Genomic DNA, 18365 nt, shown 5'->3' on the forward strand with positions numbered 1-18365 from the left:
TCCTCTTCTCAACAGCCGAAAGGGGAATGCGAAGCAGCGAGTTCGCCGCGGGCCGGCCCGCGGCCCCGCCGGGGCAGCACGGAGCCGCCGGACCGCCAGCGCCCGCCCGGTATGCGCTCCGGCGGGCGGCGGACGGGCGGCGGGCCGGTGGCCGTGCCGCCGATACGGCGCACGGCCACCGGGACCAGCACCGGGGACACCAGCCTCAGCTCGTCGGCCATGACGCGTACTGCCGCAGCCCGTAGAGCAACGGGGCCGGTGTGGTGTTCACATGGACGTCGCGCACCTCGGCGAAGACGACGACGTGGTCGCCGTGGGTGTGGTGCCGTACGACCACGCAGTTGGCGACCGCGTGGGCGTCGGAACTCAGGTGCGGCCCGGCCGCCGCCGGGGGGACGGACCACTCGACGCGGTCGAAGCGGTCCGGCGCGCCGGAGGCGAACAGTTCCGCGGTCGCCCGCGCCCCCTGGTGCAGGAGGTTCATGGCGAACTCACCGGCGCTGAGCACGGCGTTCAGGGTCGGGCTGCCGTTGCGCAGGCACATCAGGAGTGTGGGCGGTTCCAGAGCGACGCTCGCCAGGGACGTACAGGTCATCCCCCAGGGACGGGTCTCGGTGTCGAAAGCGGTGACGATCCCTACTCCGGTGGGAAAACCCGCCATCAGCTGCCGCATGCCGTCGGAACCCCGGGGACGCGCCTCATCGCCTACGGCCGCACTCGTTGCTCGGTCCATTGGCAGGAATCTCCGGGCTCTATTTGCCGTGCAGGGCACTCAGGACGTCATACGTGGACGGCAGTTCCTGAAGCTGTTCGGCCGCGCGGCGCGGTACGTCGGCGAACAGCGCCTCCGCGCCTGCGACCGACGCGGGCCGGTACTGCAGCGCGGGCAGGACGTGCTCGGGCAGATGGCCGAGGCCGGCGAACATGCACCAGTAGTTCGTGTTGTTCCAGAAGTTCTTGTTGGCCAGTTCGGAACTTCCGTGGAGCACCTGCTCGCCGGAGGAGTACGGGTTGACCGGCAGGCCCGCCCGGTACAGCTCGATCTTCTCGCGCAGGTCGTCACCGAGCGGCAGCTTCTTGTTCGCCCGCCAGAACTCGGTGTCGGTACGGGGCGCGAAGGCGAAGTGGGTCTGGATGAAGTCGATGGTGAAGTCGAACATGCTCTCCACCTCGCGGTTGAACCGGTCGATGAGCACCGGGTCGAACCGCTTGTCGGGGAAGTGCTTGGCGAGCTGGGCGATGGCGGTGTAGATGAAGTAGATGCCGGTCGACTCCAGCGGCTCCACGAAGCAGGAGGACAGGCCGATGGCGACGCAGTTGCGCACCCAGGCGCGGCGGTTGCGGCCGACCCGGAAGGACACCTGGTTCAGCGGTGTGTTCTCGGGGTCGAGGCCCCACATCGTGCAGAATTCACGCGTCGCGTCGTCGCGGGTGGTGAATTTGCTGGAGAAGACGTAGCCGGTGCCGAACCGGGTCAGCATCGGGATCTTCCAGGTCCAGCCGTTCGACATGGCGATCGCCGAGGTGAAGGGCTCGACACCGTTCGCCTCGTCGTCGTGCGGAATCGCGGTGGCCACCGCGCTGTCGCACAGCAGCTTGTCGCCCATGTCGATGAACGGCTCGGCCATCGCCTTGTTGATCAGCAGGCCGCGGAAGCCCGAGCAGTCGACGAACAGATCGCCTTCCAGCAGCTCGTCGTCCTTGGTGCGCAGCGCCGTGATGAAGCCGCGCTCGTCCTGGATCACCTCGGCCATCTCGCCCTGGACGTGCCGCACCCCCTGCTTCTGGGTGGCGAACCGGCGCAGGTAGTCGGCGACCAGCGAGGCGTCGAAGTGCCAGGCGTAGTCCATGGCCGGCGTCCCGTCCGCCTTCCACGGGCCCTTCTTGGCGTCGAGGATCGCTGTCTCGGGGAAGCACACGCGGTCGAACGCGCCGGGGTTGTCGCCGCGCTGCTGCTTGAGGTACCAGTACTGCGGCAGCGGGACCCCGTCGTGCTCCTTGAGGTGCGCGAAGTGGTGGTAGAAGTAGTCCGTCTCCCCGCCGAGCGGACGCGGATCGGCCACACCGTTGCCGGGCGTGCGCCAGTTAACGAACTTGATGCCCGCCTTGAAGCTGGCGTTACATTCCCGCATCCACTCGTGCTCCGGCACCCCCAGGAAATCGAAGAACGCGGAATGCAGGTTCGGGACCGTCGCTTCTCCGACACCGATACGGGGAATGGTCGGGGCTTCGAGGAGCGTGATTTCCACCTCCCCCTGCAGGGCTTTACCGAGGTACGACGCCGTCATCCAACCGGCCGTGCCCCCGCCGAGAATGACCAGACTCCTGATACGCCCATCGCTCATGGCACTCCCCAAAAGGCATGTGATTCAGCCGGATGTCCACCCGGCTGTTCGCGCTCAGGCCTACATCTTGCGGACGGTTTCTATACCAGTGCGGAAGGCAGCCATATCACGGCTATACCCCGCAGGTCAGTGCGACTTTTCCGGACCGCGGACGGGCCGGGACGGGCAGGGCCAGGCGCCCGCCCTGCCGCCGGTGGCGCGCTCCACGGCGCCGCGCGCGAACGGGGCTGCGGCGGCCCGGCGGCCAGGGGCTGACCGCCGCCGGGACCCGGCCGCCGCCGCACCGGCCGGGAATTTGCCCGGCCGGCGGGTGGCACCGGCCCGCACCGGGTATTGATTTCTCCAAATCCGCATATGTGAAACACATAGGGACGCATGTGAAAATAATCTGTTGCGATGCGATCTCGTGCTGGTATCGTCGAGTTCGTTCCACAGATTCAGGCAGGGAGCTGGCGGGGATGATAGGCGCCGATTCTTCGGCGTATTCGTTTGCCTGGAGGGACGGGCTGTGCCACACCGAGCTGTGCCGCACATATGCCCCGGGAGTGGAGAATTCCCTCCCCTTGAATCAGCGGAGACCCGGCCGTGGGACCTTGCTGTCCCGGACCCGAAGCGCCGACCAATCTCGCGCCCCTCGTTCTGATGTCACCAAACCGTTTCTGCTGATCCGGACCGTGAACACACAAGGGGGTACGGGTGGAATTCCGCGTTCTCGGACCAGTCGGAATACGTCAGGCGGGACGGGGCCTCACGCTGGTGGCGGAGAAGCCCAAGACGATACTCGCCACGCTGCTCCTGGCAGGCAACCGCGTCGTCTCCGACGCACACCTGCGCGAGGTCACCTGGGGACCGACGCCGCCCGCCACCGTCAACCAGCAGCTCTACACGTACGTCTCGCGGCTGCGCACGCTGCTCTCCCCCGGCGCGGCGATCGTCCGCCACCGGCCGGGCTACCGGCTCGTGCTGACCGACGCGACCCTCGACCACGCCGAGTTCGACCGGCTGGCCGGCCTCGGCTACGACGCGCTCAAGGCGCGCCGCCACGCCGCCGCCGCCGAGCACCTGGCCGACGCGCTCGCCCTGTGGCGCGGCCCCGCGCTCGGCGGGGTGACCGAGCACCTGGCGCGGGTGGAACTCCCCCGGCTGGAGGAGGCGCGGATGGCCGCGCTGGAGGGCCGGATCGCCGCCGACCTCGCGCTCGGCCGCCACGACGCGCTCGTCTCCGAGCTGGTCGGCCTGGTGGAGGCCCACCCCATGCGCGAACGGCTGCGCGCCCAGCTGATGACCGTGCTCTACCGGGTCGGCCGGCAGGCCGACGCGCTGGCGGAGTACCAGCGCGGCCGGGAGATCCTCGCCGAGGAACTGGGTATCGACCCCAGCTCGGCGCTCAACGACGTCTTCCAGTCCATCCTGGCCGGCGACCCCGGGCTCACCGCTCCCGCAGCCCATCCCCCGGAGATCCGGGTCCAGGCCAGGCGGCAGGTGCGGCCGGCGATGCTGCCGCCGAGTGTCGCCGACTTCACCGGCCGCGAGCCCCAGCTGCGCGAACTGTCCGACCTGCTGTGCGGCGACCACACCGGGGCCGCGCCCGTCGTGGTGACCGGAACGGCGGGAGCGGGCAAGAGCGCGCTGGCCGTCCAGGCCGGACGGCTGTGCCTCGACGCCTTCCCCGACGGCCAGCTGTACGCGGACCTGGGCGGGCAGGGCCGGCCGCGCGACCCCTACGACGTACTGGAGTGGTTCCTCCAGGCGCTGTGCGAGCCGGGGACCCCGATCCCCGTGACGGTGGACGCGCGCACCCAGCTCTACCGCAGCGTGCTCGCCGAACGCCGGGTCCTGGTCGTGCTGGACAACGCCCACTACGAACAGCAGGTCAGACCGCTGCTTCCCGGCGCGGCCTGCAGCCGGGTGGTCGTCACCAGCCGGTCGCGCTTCACCGCGCTGGAGGGCGCGCGGTCGCTGGAGCTGGACGTCTTCGAACGGGTCGAGGCGCTCGCCCTGCTGCGCCGGGTGGTCGGCCCCGGCCGGGTCGCGCAGGAGCACCATGTGGCCGACGCGCTGGTCGACCGCTGCGGCCGGCTGCCGATCGCCGTACGGGTGGTGGCCGGGCGGCTGGCCGCCAAACCCCACTGGCCGCTGGCCGAGATGGCGCGCCGGCTGGCCGGCGGCGACCGGCGCCCGCTGGACGAGCTGAGCCTCGCCGACATCGACGTGCGGTCCTCGCTGCGCTCCAGCTATCTGCGCCTGACGGCCGGTGCCAGGACGGCACTGTGCCGGCTCTCGCTGCTGCACACCGCGGAGCTGCCCATCTGGCTGGCGGCCGTCGTGCTGGACACCGACGAGCCCAGGGCCGAGGACCTCCTGGAAACCCTGGTCGACGCCCGGCTGATGGAGGTGCGCGGCACGGATCGTACGGGGCGGCTGCGCTATCGGATGCCCCCGGTGATCCGGCTGTTCGCCCACGAGTGCGCGGAGGCGGAGAGCACTGCCGCGGAACGCCGCTCGACGGTCGACCGGGCGCTCACCGCGTGGCTGCTGCGGGCCCGCGCCGCCGCCCGTGCGCTGGCCGACGGGCGCCAGGTGGCCGCGGGCGGCGAGCTGTTCTGGTTCGAGTCCGAGATGAACGGGCTCGTCGCGGCTTTCCGCCAGGCCGACGCCGACGGGCACGACAGCACGGCCCGCTCCCTGGCCCGTACGCTGACGGAGCTTCGTATGCTCAGCGGCGCGGCCGACACCCGTACGCCCGCCGCCCGCCACCGGCCGGCCCTGCCCCACGCCCTGACCCGGGTCTGACCCGGCTGCGACCAGGTCCGGTGCGGCGGCCGGATCACGTACAACTGCCGATCGCGAACGCGTTGGTGCCCCGGCGCTGCGGCCTCCTGCGGCCTGCAGCACCGGGGCGGCGCGGTCGGCGACGGTGAGCACCGGGGGAAGGATCACCGGAGGCACCGACCGCGAGTCCCACAAGGGCCACTACACCGTGGCGTCGGCCCCGGCCTCCTGGCCGCGGGCGTTTCCGCCGCTCTGCTGCGGCGGCTTCTCGGCGCCGCCGGTCGTCGGGATGCGGACCATCGCGAAGGCGAGGACCGCGGCCACGGCGGCGAGCACGGCCGAGACGCCGAGCATGAGGTTCAGACCGGACGAGAACGAGTCGCGCACCAGGTGCTGCATCCCGGCGCGTGCGCTCGCCGACGAATGCGCGAGGAACGACTGCGCCTGCCCGCCGCTGAGCGCGACGGCCACCTCGTGCGGGTTCGGGACACTGCCGTCCTTCTTGAGCACGTGCTCGATCCGCGACTGGAAGATCACGCCGAAGACCGCGATGCCCAGTGCGAAGCCCAGCTGCCGGAAGGTGTTGACCGCGCCGCCGGCCATGCCGCCGCGCTCGGGCGGCACCGAGGCCAGCGCCGCCGCCGACAGGCTCGGCGTCACCAGGCCGACACCCATGCCGGACACGACCAGTCCCGCCACGATGCTGTTGCCGGACGATCCCGCGTCGAGCATGGTCTGCAGCCCGGAGCCGATGGCGATGAGCGCCAGACCCGCCGCCATGGAGGTGCGGGCCGGCCAGGGGCCGAGACGGCCGGCCAGCGCCGAGACGACGAAGGCGGCACCGCACATCGGCAGGATGTACAGACCCGCCTTGACGGGCCCGTAGCCCAGCACGGACTGCATCCACAGCGACTCGAACAGCAGGTAGGCGAACGCGGCGCCCTGCAGGATCAAGGCACTGACCATGATCCCGGTGAAGGACGGCCGGCGGAAGAGCGACAGGTCGAGTACCGGGTTCTCGTGCCGCTTCTCGACCCAGAGGAAGAGGGCCAGGGCGACCACGGCGACGGCGAACATGACCAGCGTGAGGGTCGCGCCCCAGCCGTCGGAGTGGGCGCGGATCAGCGCGAAGGTGAGCGAGCCGCTCGCCACGGTGAAGGTGACGGTGCCGAAGACGTCCGCGCGTTTCCCGTCGTTGGTCTTGGCCTCGCGCACCACGCGGAGCGTCATCACGACGGCGACCAGGCAGACCGGCAGGTTGACGAAGAAGATCCACCGCCAGTTCAGGTACTCGGTGAGCAGGCCGCCGACCACCGGGCCCGCCGCCGCCGCGATCGCGTTGATGGCACCCCACACGGCGAACGCCACACCGCGGTCACGACCGCTGTAGTGCATGCCCAGCAGGGCGATGGTCGTACCGAACATGCCCGCGGCGCCCAGTCCCTGGACCGCCCGGGCGGCGATCAGCACACCGGGGTTCGGGGCGACACCGCACACCAGCGAGGCCGCGGTGAAGATGACCAGTCCGTACAGGTACACCTTCTTGCGGCCGACGCGGTCGGCGGAGGAGCCCACGCCGAGCAGCAGGGCAGCCAGTGCCAGGGCATAGATGTCGACGACCCACTCCAGGTTGGGGAGCGTGGTGTCGAAATCCTCCGCCATGTCCGGCAGCGCCACCGTCACGATCGTGACGTCCACCAGGAGCATGAAGGTGCCCAGGCAGATCGCTGCCAAGGGCCACCACTTACGCATAACCGGATCCCTTCCCCAGTCCACGGGCCCATGCGGCCCGTTCGACGTGCTCACCTTCGGCGCCCGGCGCACCACTGACTACGTACTCCGGCGGATGTGGCGGAAATCGACACGCAGCCTCCTAGCGTGAAGGAAACAGCGGAGTGCGCGGCGGAACGAGACGGCCTGCCCGTTTCACCGACTGCAGCACCGGTGCGCTCTCCACATGGCTGACGGTCTTCAGCGCGCCTATCCGGGTACTCATGTAGTCGTAGAAGGCGTCGATGTCCCTGCACACCACGATCGCCACCAGGTTCGACTGCCCGGAGGTGGCCGCCGCGAACACCACTTCGGGGTGGTGGGACAGCTTTTCCGCGACGCTCACCAGTTCCGCCGGCGGCACCGTGAGCCAGAGCATGATCTCGGCCTCGTAGCCCAGCAGTGCCGAGTCGATCTCGACGTCGAAGAACAGCGCCCGCATCTGGCGCAGGTGCTCCAGCCGGCGCCTGACGGTCGACTCGGACCACCCCGTCGCGACGGACAGCTCGGAGTAGCCGGCCCGGCCGTCCGAGGCGAGCGCCGCGAACAGTTCGCTGTCGCCGTCGCGCATCTCGACCCGCACGCCCCGGGCCGGCGGGTCCGGCAACCGGGGCCTGAGCCGCTCGGCCTGTTCCTCGGTCAGGGAGTGGGTCTTGCCGTACGAGCCGGTGGGTCCGCCGAAGAAGGTGTGCAGTATGTAGTGCGCGGAGATGTCGACGACCCGGGGAGTGCGCGGGAGCTTCTGCAGCAGCAGCGACGCGCCGTCCGCGCGGTGCGGGGCCCGCGTGAGGCAGACGATCTCGGTGCCGCCCGCGGTCAGGCTCACCCAGGACGTGTCACCGCGCCGTGCCAGCGCGCCGGCGACGCTGCCGGCGGTGTCCGGTGTGCAGCGCACCCGAACCAGCCATTCGATGTGCCCGAAGCGGGCCGCGTCGGGCAGTCCCAGCACCCGCATCGCCCCTGAGCCGCGCAACCTGCGGTAGCGCCGGGCCACGGTCTGGTCGGACACGCCGAGGACCTCGGCCACGTACTTCAGGGGTGCCCGCCCGTCGAGCTGCAGGGCGTGCACGAGGCGGCGGTCCAACTCGTCCAGAGGGTTGAATTCCATCTGCGGAAGGCTAGTTGATGTCGCCATCAGGCACGAGGGGCACGTTGAGTGGCGCCTTCCGGCAGAACTGCCGAACATCGCAGGGCACGTGGCACCCGTGTGGCGCGGTGGCCCTGGGACACCCGCCGCAGTGGCCGATGACGCGCGAAGGGACACGCTTATGGACACCGTGCACATCACCAGCGGTCGGGAGGTTCCGGTACCGACCCTCCCGACAGGTGTCGGCCTCACGGCACTGTGCACGGCCGGGGAGCGGGGAACGGAGAGCCGCCGCCCCGACCGGCTCTTCGAGGACCGCGTCGCGCAGCTGCTGACGGAGGTCATCGGCGAATCGCCGCGCACGGCCGGACTGCCGGGCGGCCGCCTGCTGCGGGGCCGGGCGTTCATGCGGGACGTCGTCGCGCTGCGCACCCGCTTCTTCGACGACGAGCTGCGCCTCGCGTCCGCGTACTGCCGTCAAGTGGTGCTGCTGGGCTCGGGCCTGGACTCCCGGGCCTTCCGCCTCGACTGGGCCCCGGGCACCGAGGTGTACGAACTCGACCGCGGCGACGTCCTGCGGTTCAAGCACAGCATTCTGGCCAGGGACGGCGAGCAGCCCCGCTGCGCGCGCGTGGCGGTGAGCGCGGACCTGCGCGGCGACTGGCCGGGGGCGCTGCGGGCGGCCGGCTTCAATCCGTGGCGCCCCACGGCCTGGTGCGTCGAGGAGCTGCTGCCGTACCTGAGCCGCGCCGAGAACGACCGGTTGCTGAGTTCGATCACGGCGATGTCCGCCGCGGGCAGCCACCTGGTGGCGGACCACTTCGACACCGCCCTCCAGCGGTCGGTGAGCTTCTCCGCAACGGCCAGGGTGCTGCACGCGGTCGGTGCCGCCTGGCGTTCCACGCTGGAGGCGCCGGACGGCTGGCTCGCCCCGTACGGCTGGTCGTGCGCTCTTACCGACCCGGCGGAACTGGCCCACCGCAGCGGGCGGGCCGTCCCGGGCCTGTGCGGTCCGCACACCGGGGGCGACGGGCACATGTGGCTGATCAGCGCGGCCCGCTGACCGCCCCGGTCCTCGCACGCGGGGCCGCGCCGCCGGCAGCGCGGCGCCCGCTCAGCGCGCGGGTTTGTACTCCAGCTCCGGCGCGTCGAACTCGGTGAAGGCGCCCAGCTGTTCACCGCTCGCCAGCGTGGCGCGGGCGACCACGAGGCCGGCCTTCGCGCTGTGCACGGTGTCCCTGGGCCCCCGCGAGCGTCGCTCCACCCGGATCCGCTCCCCCAGGTGCCGCACACCGACCCGGGCCAGCGGGACGCCGTCGACCGTGACGCCGAGCGACTCCAGCGGGTGCGGGGAGTCGCTGGTGACGGTGAGGACCAGGTGCTCGCCGTCGTAGTCGTCCACCCGCACGCGCAGTTGTGCCGCCGACCCCGCTTCGGCCGGCGGCATCCGCGGCGCCACCGGCTGCACCAGCCGCTCGGCCGCGCCGATCGGGGCGTGCGGGGGCTGCACGCGGTGGGCGGTGGCCTGCTCGTAGGCGTACGCCGCCTGGAGCAGGACGCTGTCGCTGTACGCCCGGCCCGCGAAGGTGATGCCGACCGGCATCCCGATGTCCCCTGTCACACCCATCGACACCTGGGCGGCGGGGATGCCCAGCGCGCGCAGGCCCCAGCCGCCCTGCGAGAAGGCTGCGCCCGGCGCCCAGGCGGCCAGCGAACCGGAGAGCGAGACGTCCGCGTCGGCCGGCGCCACGTCGGAGTTGGCAGGGAAGGCGAGCAGGTCGATCCCGTTGCCGTCCATCCAGTCGTCCAGCAGTTCCTTGCGGAAGCGCTCCAGGCCCTCCATGGCCTGCCGCAGCCCCGGCACGTCGAGCACGGGCGTGCTGCCGCCGGCGGCGTCCTCGGTCACCAGGTCGTAGCCGACCCGCGGGAAGGGGTTGACCACCGGGTCGGCACCGTAGAATTCGTCGGGGAAGATCGCGGCGGTGTCCACCCCCTCCAGCGCCGGCAGGGCCGGATCGGCGTTGAGCCGGAGGAATTCGTCCCAGCCGGCCCCGGCGAGCAGCGAGATCTCGGTGCCCGCGAATTCCGGGCTCCAATATCCGCGGTCGGCCATGTCCCGCGCTGCGGCCTTGAGTTTGTCGAAGTCGTAGAAGGCCGGCACATCGACGTCCACGACCGTCGCGCCCAGCCGCCGCAGGTCCTCCTCGGCGCGCTCCCACAGCTCCCTGATCGAGGCGCGCAGCCGCACCGGTCGGTCGATGGAGGTGTCGCGGCCGGTGAAGACGCGCGGCACGCCGATGACCTTGCCGCGCAGGAATCCGGGGTCCATGAGGTCGCCGTAGCGCTCGGGGCGGACGGTGCTCACCGGCGGCAGCCCGACCCACGGCTGGGCGCGCCACAGGTCGCCCGCCGTGTCCGGGTCGTCCTGGACCAGCACGTCGAGCAGGGTGAGCAGGTCCTCCATCCGGCGGGCGAGCGGTGCCACCACGTCCCGCAGGGCCAGCAGCGGCCAGTTGCCCCGTACCGAGATCAGGCCGCGCGAGGGGGTGTACGTCGCCACCCCGTTGTTGGACGCAGGGGAACGGCCGGAGGACACCGTCTCCTCGCCCAGGCTGAACGTGCACAGCGCCGCGGAGACGGCCACACCGGAGCCGCTGGAGGACCCCGACATCCACGCGGCCGGCATGTAACCGGGGTTGAAGGGGCTGGCCGGGCGGCCGTGGACGCCCTTCTGCATGCCGCCGGCCGCCATCGGGGGCATCGTGGTCCTGCCGATCAGCACCGCACCGGCCCGGCGCAGCAGGGACACGGCGGCGGAGTCCTCCCGGGCCACCAGGTTCCTGAACGCGGGTGAGCCGGCCGCTACGGTCATGCCGGCGACCTTGTAGCTGTCCTTCACCGTGAAGGGGATGCCGTGCAGCGGGCCGCGGACCTCGCCGCGGGCGCGGGCCAGGTCGGCGGCCCTGGCCTCGGCGAACATGCCGGGATTGAGCACCGGAACGCTGTTGAGCGTGGTGTTCGCCCGGTCGTACGCGGCGATGCGGTCGGCGAACATCGCCACCAGCTCGACGCTGGTGACGACGCCGTCGGCCAGGGCGGCGCCGAGCTGGGCGATCGAGGAGTCGGGGGAAAGCGTGCTGGACATGGGGTTCTCTCTCCTCGCCGGCGCTCAGACCTGGTTGAGGCCGCCGTCGACGAACAGCTCCGCCCCGGTGGTGAAGGAGCTCTCGTCCGAGGCCAGGAAGACAGCCGCCGCGGCGACCTCCTCGGCCCGGCCGATCCGGCCGAGCGGAATCGTGGGCGCGAGGGCCTCCTCCAGCGCCCGGCCGGCCTGCCCCGACAGGCTGCGGATGCCGGGGGTGTCGATCGGTCCCGGGCTGATGGCGTTGACCCGGATGCCGCGCCCGGCCAGCTCGGCGGCCCAGGTGCGCACGAAGCTGCGGCCGACGGCCTTGGTGGCGCTGTAGGCGGTCATCCCCTTGACGCCCATCGAGGCGTTGGTGGAGGAGAGCACGATCACCGAGGCGCCCTTCGACAGCAGCGGCAGCGCCTTCTGGACGGTGAAGAGCGTTCCCTTGACGTTGACGTCGAAGGTCTTGTCGTAGTGCTCCTCGGTGATCTCCCACAGCCGGGCCAGCTCACCGAAGCCCGCGTTGGCCACGACGATGTCCAGCCGTCCGCTGCGCTCCTTGACCGCCGCGAAGAGGCGGTCGAGGTCGTCCAGGTCCGACACGTCGCTCAGGACGCCGACGGCGCCGTCACCGACGACCTCCAGGGCCGCGTCCAGCTCGGCCTTGCGCCGGCCGGTGAAGTAGACGGTGGCGCCCTCGGCGGCGTACCGCTGCGCGATCGCCAGACCGATACCGGTCGAGCCACCGGTCACCAGGGCGACCTTCTCATCGAGCTGTCCCATGATCTCCACTTCCATGAAAGAGCAGTCCTGTTCACATCCGAGGGCGGTCGGGACCGCCGCTCAGAACGCGCTGGCGCGGGCGTCCCGCCAGCCGCCGCCTCCGGCCGAGGGCCGTGCCTGCGGCATGGCCGATCCCAGCCGGAGCAGCCGGTTGAGTGCCTCCTGGCGGCGGGCCAGCGGTTCGCGCTCCGCGCACTCCGCGGCATAGATGCCGATGAGGCTGTGGAAGCGGTAGCGGTGGCCCGGTTCCTCCTCCAGCAGGTGGTTGGCGGCCAGCAGCGAGAGCAGCCTGCGGGTGGTGTCCCAGTCCGTCTCGGCGAGCGCGGCGGCGATCCGCACGGTGAACGGACCGCTGTACAGGCCCAGATGACGGAACATCCGCGCCGCGTCGGCGGGCAGCGCCTGGTACGAGCCCTCGAAGACGCTGCGCATGCTGGCCGCCGCGTCGTCCTTGACGGTGAGCCGGTCGAGCCGGCCGTGCTCGGCCGCGTACTGCTCGACCAGCGCGGTCAGCGGCACACTCGGGTTGGCCGCCAGCCCGTCGGCGACGATGCGCAGCGCCAGCGGCAGTCCCCCGCACAGCGCCACCAGGCATGCGGTCGCCTTCCGCTGGCCCTCCAGCCGTCCGCCGCTCAGCCCGGCGAGCAGATGCGCCGACTCCTCGTCGGCCAGCGGCCCGATGGTGACCAGGTGGGCGCCGTCGCGAGCCGCGAGGCCGCTGAAACGCTGCCGGCTGGTCGCCAGGACGCAGGACGAGCCGCGCGGGATGAGCGGCCGCAGCTGGTCGGCGCTGGGGGCGTCGTCGAGCACCACCAGCATCCGCTGGCCGTGCAGCAGGCTGCGGTAGAGGGTGGCGCGGGCGGCCAGGCCCGGAGGTATGCGCGACGCGTCGACCCCCAGGCTGCCCAGGAGCTGGCCCAGCGCGTCGGCGGCGCTCACCGGCCGGCCCTGCAGTCCGGTGCCGCGCAGGTCCACGTACAGCTGGCCGTCGGGGAAGCGGTCGATGAGCCGGTGCGCCAGCTCCAGCACGAACGCCGACTTGCCCACCCCGGCCGGGCCGTCGACCACCGCGACGGGGGTCGTCGCGCCGTACCGCGAACTCTCGTCGTTCAGTACCTTCTCCAGCTGCGCCAGTTCCTTGGCGCGGCCCACGAACCCGCGGGCCAGGGGCGGCAGTTGCACGGGTTTGGGGGCGCCGCGGAAGGCGGACTCACGGCCCGAGAGCAGCACGGGCGCCGGGTCCGTGCCGGGCGAGCGCAGCTCCGGATGCCCGGACAGGATCTGCTGGTAGAGATTGCGCAGGTCGGCGCCCGGCTCGATGCCCAGCTCGCTGCTCAGCAGCTGCCGGGTCTCCTCGTACATCCGCAGCGCGTGGGCCTGCCGTCCGCTGCGGTAGAGCGCCAGGATGAGCAGCCAGCGCAGCTTCTCGCGCAGCGGCTCCTCGGAGACCGCGCCGGTCAGCTCGGTGACCATCTCGGCGTGCCGCCCGGCCGCCAGCATGTCGGCGGCCCACTCCTCCACGGCCGTCAGCCGCAGATCGCGCAGCCGGGTGCGCTCCATCGCGGCGAAGGGCCCGGGGATGCCGGAGTACGCCTCACCGTGCCACAGCGACAGGGCCTGCTCGTACAGCCGCAGGGTCGCGTCGGCGTTGCCCTCGCCGCGCGACCTACGCGCGTCACCATGACTCCGCACGAAGAGGGTCGCGTCGACGTCCACCGGGTCCAGCCGCAGGCAGTAGCCGCCGGACTCCGAGGTCAGCACCGCGCCGGCCGCCCGCCTGCTGCGCCCGGGCTCCAGCGCCCGGCGCAGCCCGCCGACATAGGTGTGCACGCCGTTGGCGGCGGTCTGCGGCACATCGCTGCCCCACAGGGCGTCCACGATGTTCTCGACGCCCACGACATCGTTGGCACGGCTGGCGAGCAGGCCCAGCACCGCCCGCTGCTTGGGCGGCCCGAGCGCGACCTCGGCCCCGTGCCGCCAGGCGCGTACCGGTCCTAAGAGCTGTATGCGCAGGGGTGCTCCCGTGGTGACCATCGGTCACTCGCCTCCTGAAAGTGGTGATCCGTCCCTTCCCGTACCGGCTGCTCGGCATCAGCAGAGCAGGCGGTCGTGGTCCGCTGCCGCGCCGGCATTGCCGGCCGGGTCGGCGGCACTGTTCGCTTTCCGGTAAGTCCGAATACATCGGGATGCGAGCAGAACGTCAGCCGCTATTCCGCCGGAAATGGACCTACCACCGGCTTCCTCGTACACCACATGCGTGGTACAAATATCTGAGGAAATGAGTCCGGTCGCGATATCGAGGGGCCTGCGGGCGGCCGTGACCGCCGGACGTGCGCGCATCAGCGCAGGCACGCCAAAGCCCCCGATTAAATCACCAGTCAAAGATTGGCTGAGCACGTTTCCCCCGTGCACGCTTCCCCCTCTTTTTTACCCCGTAAGGTGTATGCGTAAGGTCACAGTAGCGGTGACGTGTCTGATTGTCACCCCCGTCCCACTCAGCGCACACGTGCACTCGCGAGCAGCGGGACAAAAGCCGCGCCACCCGCCGGGATCCGGCCCCTCCCGACCGCCCGGCCGCTCCCATCGCCACTCCCGGCGCCGCTCCCGGAAGATCACGTACGGACGTACGCCGACGGCCGGTCCGCATCGCCGCCCCGACCGCCCGCCGGCCCGGGCACCCCCCGGGAACGGAGCCGCGCCGCGGCGCGCCGCGCCCCCCCCGGCCGATCGTGAAACCTGCGAACCCATCAGCGCCGCATCGCGGTACAGTAATATTCGCACGCGTTTCAAAACGGATGGGAGAGCGATGAACGCGATCGACCCTGCTGCGGTGAGGGAACGGTCCACGCCATTGTCGGATGCCGATTCCGCAGCGGAACAGACCATGGGGCAGCTGCTGCGCCCGTATGTCCGGAATTTCGCGGTCGTTGTGGTCCTGCAGGTGGTCGGCGCCCTCGCGGGTCTCGCCCCGCTGCTGGCGGTCGTCGAGCTGGGTCGCACTCTGCTGTCGTCCGATCCTGTCGACCACCACCATGTGTGGGCCGTCGTGATCGCGGGTGCGGCCGGCCTGTTCGTCCGGCTGCTCTGCACTGCCGCGTCCACCGCCGTCGGGCACATCCTCGACGGCAAGGTACAACTGACGTTCCGCCGGCAGCTCGCGGCGCGCCTGGGGCGCGTACCGATCGGCTGGTTCTCGCAGCGCAGGACCGGTGAGCTGGCAAAGGTGGTGGGCGAGGACGTAAGCGCCGTGCACCCGTTCATCGCGCACACTCCCGGTGAGCTCACCTCCGCATTCGTGGTGCCGATCGCGTCGCTGATCTACTTGTTCACCGTCGACTGGCGGCTCACGCTGATCACGCTGGCGCCGATTATCATCGCATTCACGCTGGTCCCCCTGATGCAGACCCCGACCCGGGTGCGCGAGCAGGAGGAGTTCGACAACGGCATGGGGCGGATTTCGAGTTCCGTCGTCGAGTTCGTCCAGGGCATCTCGGTGGTCAAGGCGTTCGGCGGGTCCGGGCGCTCCCACCGTAAATTCCTCGACGCGGCGAACGACTTCGTCGCCATCTTTTACAAGTGGGTGCACGGCATCTCGAAGATCGCCGCGGGCATGCAGCTGGTGCTCTCGCCGCCCTTCGTGCTGCTGGTGGAGCTGATCGGCGGCGCCGCCCTGATCACGCACGGCGGTATGGCCCCGGCCGACCTGCTGCCCTTCCTGCTGCTCGGGCTGGGCCTGACCGCTCCGCTGGCGGCCCTCAGCCACGGCTTCGACGACATCCAGGGCGCGGCGCGCGCGGTCGGCCGGATCAAGGACGTGCTCGCGGTGCCGTCGCTGCCGGAGCCCGCGCACCCGGTCGCGCCGCAGGGCCACCGGGTGGAGCTGCGGGACGTGCGGTTCGGCTACGAGGCCGACCACGAGGTGCTGCGCGGGGTCGACCTGGTCCTGGAGCCCGGCACGGTCACCGCGGTCGTCGGACCGTCGGGAAGCGGGAAGTCCACCCTGGTCCAGCTGCTGCCGCGGTTCTTCGACCCGACGCACGGCTCGGTCCTGCTCGGCGGGGTCGATCTGCGGGAGGTCGGCAGCCGGGAGCTGTACCGGACGGTCTCCTTCGTCTTCCAGGACGTCCGCCTGCTGCGCGCCTCGATCGCGGACAACATCGCGCTCGCGGCGCCGCACGCCGAGCTGGACGAGGTCGTCCGCGCCGCCAAGCTGGCGAACATCCACGACCGCATCCTCGAACTGCCCCGCGGATACGAGTCGGTGGTCGGCGAGGACGCCGGACTGTCGGGCGGCGAGGCACAGCGGATCTCGATCGCCCGCGCGCTGCTGACCGCCGCACCCGTTCTGGTGCTCGACGAGGCGACCGCCTTCGCCGACCCGCAGACCGAGCAGGCGGTGCGCCGCGCCCTGGCGGCGCTGGAGGGCGACCGGACGGTGCTGGTCATCGCCCACCGCCTGGAGACGGTCGCCGACGCCGACACCGTCGTGATGCTGGAGGACGGGGCGGTCGTCGAGCACGGCAGGCCCGCGGACCTGCTCGAAGCGAACGGAAAGTTCGCCGCGTTCTGGCAATCCCACCGTTCGGCGGTCGCCGACGAGATCGACACCCGCGGTGGCGTACTGCAAGGAGACGAGCCCCGATGATCCGAATGCTGCTGCGCGTACTGGGAGACGAGTACGCCAAGCCGATGCGCCGCACCGTCGCCCTGATGTCGACGACCGCGGTGGCCGAGGGCCTGTCCTACGCCCTGATCGTTCCGGTGCTGCGGGCACTGTTCGGGGACACGCCCTCCGACGCGTGGCCCTGGCTGATCGGCTTCGGGGCCGCGGTCGCGGTGTACGCGGTGCTCCGCTACATGAGCGATCTGTCCGGCTTCCACGTCGGGACCGATCTGCTGCGCGGCATGTACCACCGGGTCGGCGACCACCTGGCCAAGCTGCCCATCGGCTGGTACAACGCGGGCCGCCTCGGCGAGGTGTCCGTGCTGGCCAGCCGCGGCATCCTCCAGGCGATGAGCGTGATCGCGCACCTGCTCACCCCGCTGATCTCCGCCTGTGTGACCCCGCTGACGATCGTGGTCGTGATGCTGGCCTTCAACTGGCAGATGGGGCTGGCCGCGCTGATCGCCGTACCGCTCGTGGCGGCGATCCAGATCTGGACCGGCCGCTCGATGGCCGCCAGGGACGAGGAGCGCGCGGAGCTCGACCACGAGGCCAGCAGCCGGGTCATCGAATACCTCCAGGCGCAGCCGGTACTGCGGGCCGGCGGGCGTACCGGCGAGCGCTTCCAGCTGCTCGACGACTCGCTGCGCGACGTGCAGCGCGCCTCGCGCCGCTCGACGCTCACGGCGCTGCCCGGCGCGCTGGGCCTGACGCTCACCGTGCAGACGGTCTTCACCGGGCTGCTGGCGCTGGGCGCCTACCTGGCGCTGGGCAACCACATCGGGGTGGCCGAGGTGCTGACCATCCTGGTGCTGGCCGCCCGCTGCGCCGATCCGCTGCTGTCGCTGTCCGACATGGGCGGCAAGCTGCGCGGTGCGCGCTCGGTGCTGACCCGGCTCGACGCGGTGCTGCGCACCGAGCCGCTACCGGAGGCCGCCGAGCCGATCCAGCCGGTGCGCCACGACCTGGAGTTCGAGTCCGTCGCCTTCCGGCACGGCGACCGCACGGTGATCGACAATGTGTCGCTGTCGGTACCCGAGGGGCAGCGCCTGGCGGTGGTCGGACCGTCGGGTTCCGGCAAGAGCACCCTGCTGCAACTGCTCGCACGCTTCTACGACGTGGACGCGGGCGTGGTGCGCGTCGGCGGTGTGGACGTGCGCGCGATCAACACCGAGGTGCTGATGTCGCAGATCGCCATCGTCTTCCAGAACGTCTACCTCTTCGACGGCACGATCGAGGACAACATCCGCCTCGGCCGCCCCGATGCCGACGAGGCCGACGTGCGGGCCGCGGCGACCGCCGCGCGGCTGGACGAGGTGATCGAGCGGCTGCCCGGCGGCTGGGCGGCGAACGTCGGCGAGGGCGGCGCGCTGCTGTCCGGCGGTGAACGCCAGCGGGTCTCGATCGCGCGGGCGCTGCTGAAGAACGCGCCCATCGTGCTGCTGGACGAGGTGACCTCCGCGCTGGACCCGGTCAACGAGGCGGCCGTCCACGAGGGCATCGAGCGCCTGATGGCGGGCCGGACCGTGGTGATGGTGGCGCACCGGATGCGGACCGTCCGACGCGCCGACCGGGTCGTCTTCCTGGACGGCGGCCGGATCGTGGAGGAGGGCAGCCACGACGACCTGCTTCGCCGCGGCGGTCGCTACGCCGACTTCTGGCACATCTCCATGGCGCCCGCGGTCAGCGAATGACAGCCGGGGGGCCCCCCCCCCCCCCCCCCCCCCGGTGCCGACGGCCACGGTGGAGCGCGGCAGCAGCGCCGCCTGCGCCAGGACGTCNCCCCCCCCCCCCCCCCCCCCCCCCCCCCCCCCC

12 protein-coding genes are annotated in these 18365 nt (G+C 71.4%); 4 read left to right on the forward strand and 8 right to left on the reverse strand.

Annotated elements, in window-relative coordinates; translation table 11 throughout:
* Positions 1 to 8: 8 nt before the first annotated feature.
* The 3 genes from V7E46_RS08395 to V7E46_RS08405 form a co-directional block, all read right to left on the reverse strand.
* Positions 9 to 221 carry a hypothetical protein gene (locus V7E46_RS08395; protein WP_333767829.1) on the reverse strand — a complete coding sequence of 71 codons (213 nt, stop codon included), beginning with the start codon at positions 219 to 221 and terminating at the stop codon, positions 9 to 11.
* Complete coding sequence (locus V7E46_RS08400) at positions 206 to 673, reverse strand: flavin reductase family protein (protein WP_333767830.1); 468 nt, start codon at positions 671 to 673, stop codon at positions 206 to 208. Before V7E46_RS08400 ends, V7E46_RS08395 begins: the two co-directional genes overlap by 16 nt.
* 79 nt (positions 674 to 752) lie before the next feature.
* On the reverse strand, positions 753 to 2345 hold the full coding sequence (locus V7E46_RS08405) for a tryptophan halogenase family protein (RefSeq protein WP_329172198.1): 1593 nt from the start codon (positions 2343 to 2345) through the stop codon (positions 753 to 755).
* 756 nt (positions 2346 to 3101) lie between these two features.
* Between V7E46_RS08405 and V7E46_RS08410 the strand changes: the two genes are divergently transcribed.
* Positions 3102 to 5138: an AfsR/SARP family transcriptional regulator gene (locus V7E46_RS08410; RefSeq protein ID WP_333767831.1), complete on the forward strand. Its 2037-nt coding sequence runs from the start codon at positions 3102 to 3104 to the stop codon at positions 5136 to 5138.
* Positions 5139 to 5318: 180 nt separating this feature from the next.
* Here the strand turns inward: V7E46_RS08410 and V7E46_RS08415 are convergent, their stop codons facing one another.
* On the reverse strand, positions 5319 to 6851 hold the full coding sequence (locus V7E46_RS08415; protein ID WP_333767832.1) for an MFS transporter: 1533 nt from the start codon (positions 6849 to 6851) through the stop codon (positions 5319 to 5321).
* 139 nt (positions 6852 to 6990) lie between these two features.
* On the reverse strand, positions 6991 to 7995 hold the full coding sequence (locus V7E46_RS08420) for an Lrp/AsnC family transcriptional regulator (protein WP_333767833.1): 1005 nt from the start codon (positions 7993 to 7995) through the stop codon (positions 6991 to 6993).
* A gap of 160 nt (positions 7996 to 8155) precedes the next feature.
* On the opposite strand from V7E46_RS08420, the gene V7E46_RS08425 reads away from it, so the two are divergent.
* Positions 8156 to 9037, forward strand: a complete 882-nt coding sequence (locus tag V7E46_RS08425; protein ID WP_333767834.1) for an SAM-dependent methyltransferase — start codon at positions 8156 to 8158, stop codon at positions 9035 to 9037.
* Between the two features lie 51 nt (positions 9038 to 9088).
* Here the strand turns inward: V7E46_RS08425 and V7E46_RS08430 are convergent, their stop codons facing one another.
* The 3 genes from V7E46_RS08430 to V7E46_RS08440 are packed head-to-tail and all read right to left on the reverse strand — an operon-like array spanning position 9089 to position 13921.
* Complete coding sequence (locus tag V7E46_RS08430; RefSeq protein ID WP_333767835.1) at positions 9089 to 11119, reverse strand: amidase; 2031 nt, start codon at positions 11117 to 11119, stop codon at positions 9089 to 9091.
* A gap of 24 nt (positions 11120 to 11143) precedes the next feature.
* Positions 11144 to 11887, reverse strand: a complete 744-nt coding sequence (locus V7E46_RS08435) for an SDR family NAD(P)-dependent oxidoreductase (protein WP_333767859.1) — start codon at positions 11885 to 11887, stop codon at positions 11144 to 11146.
* Between the two features lie 60 nt (positions 11888 to 11947).
* Positions 11948 to 13921: an AfsR/SARP family transcriptional regulator gene (locus V7E46_RS08440; protein WP_333767836.1), complete on the reverse strand. Its 1974-nt coding sequence runs from the start codon at positions 13919 to 13921 to the stop codon at positions 11948 to 11950.
* Between the two features lie 850 nt (positions 13922 to 14771).
* On the opposite strand from V7E46_RS08440, the gene V7E46_RS08445 reads away from it, so the two are divergent.
* Both V7E46_RS08445 and V7E46_RS08450 read left to right on the forward strand, forming a co-directional pair.
* Complete coding sequence (locus V7E46_RS08445) at positions 14772 to 16532, forward strand: ABC transporter ATP-binding protein (RefSeq protein ID WP_333767837.1); 1761 nt, start codon at positions 14772 to 14774, stop codon at positions 16530 to 16532.
* Positions 16529 to 18244: an ABC transporter ATP-binding protein gene (locus tag V7E46_RS08450; protein ID WP_333767838.1), complete on the forward strand. Its 1716-nt coding sequence runs from the start codon at positions 16529 to 16531 to the stop codon at positions 18242 to 18244. The genes V7E46_RS08445 and V7E46_RS08450 overlap by 4 nt, the downstream gene beginning before the upstream one ends.
* Positions 18245 to 18365 lie beyond the last annotated feature (121 nt).

The sequence above is a fragment of the Streptomyces sp. IBSBF 2435 genome, from assembly GCF_036815005.1.
Classification (GTDB): Bacteria; Actinomycetota; Actinomycetes; order Streptomycetales; family Streptomycetaceae; genus Actinacidiphila.

Coding starts and splice junctions, on each gene's coding strand:
- V7E46_RS08395 (WP_333767829.1), bottom strand. CDS start 221: ATGGCCGACGAGCTGAGGCTGGTGTCCCCGGTGCTGGTCCCGGTGGCC.
- V7E46_RS08400 (WP_333767830.1), bottom strand. CDS start 673: ATGCGGCAGCTGATGGCGGGTTTTCCCACCGGAGTAGGGATCGTCACC.
- V7E46_RS08405 (WP_329172198.1), bottom strand. CDS start 2,345: ATGAGCGATGGGCGTATCAGGAGTCTGGTCATTCTCGGCGGGGGCACG.
- V7E46_RS08420 (WP_333767833.1), bottom strand. CDS start 7,995: ATGGAATTCAACCCTCTGGACGAGTTGGACCGCCGCCTCGTGCACGCC.
- V7E46_RS08425 (WP_333767834.1), top strand. CDS start 8,156: ATGGACACCGTGCACATCACCAGCGGTCGGGAGGTTCCGGTACCGACC.
- V7E46_RS08430 (WP_333767835.1), bottom strand. CDS start 11,119: ATGTCCAGCACGCTTTCCCCCGACTCCTCGATCGCCCAGCTCGGCGCC.
- V7E46_RS08435 (WP_333767859.1), bottom strand. CDS start 11,887: ATGGGACAGCTCGATGAGAAGGTCGCCCTGGTGACCGGTGGCTCGACC.
- V7E46_RS08440 (WP_333767836.1), bottom strand. CDS start 13,921: ATGGTCACCACGGGAGCACCCCTGCGCATACAGCTCTTAGGACCGGTA.
- V7E46_RS08445 (WP_333767837.1), top strand. CDS start 14,772: ATGGGGCAGCTGCTGCGCCCGTATGTCCGGAATTTCGCGGTCGTTGTG.
- V7E46_RS08450 (WP_333767838.1), top strand. CDS start 16,529: ATGATCCGAATGCTGCTGCGCGTACTGGGAGACGAGTACGCCAAGCCG.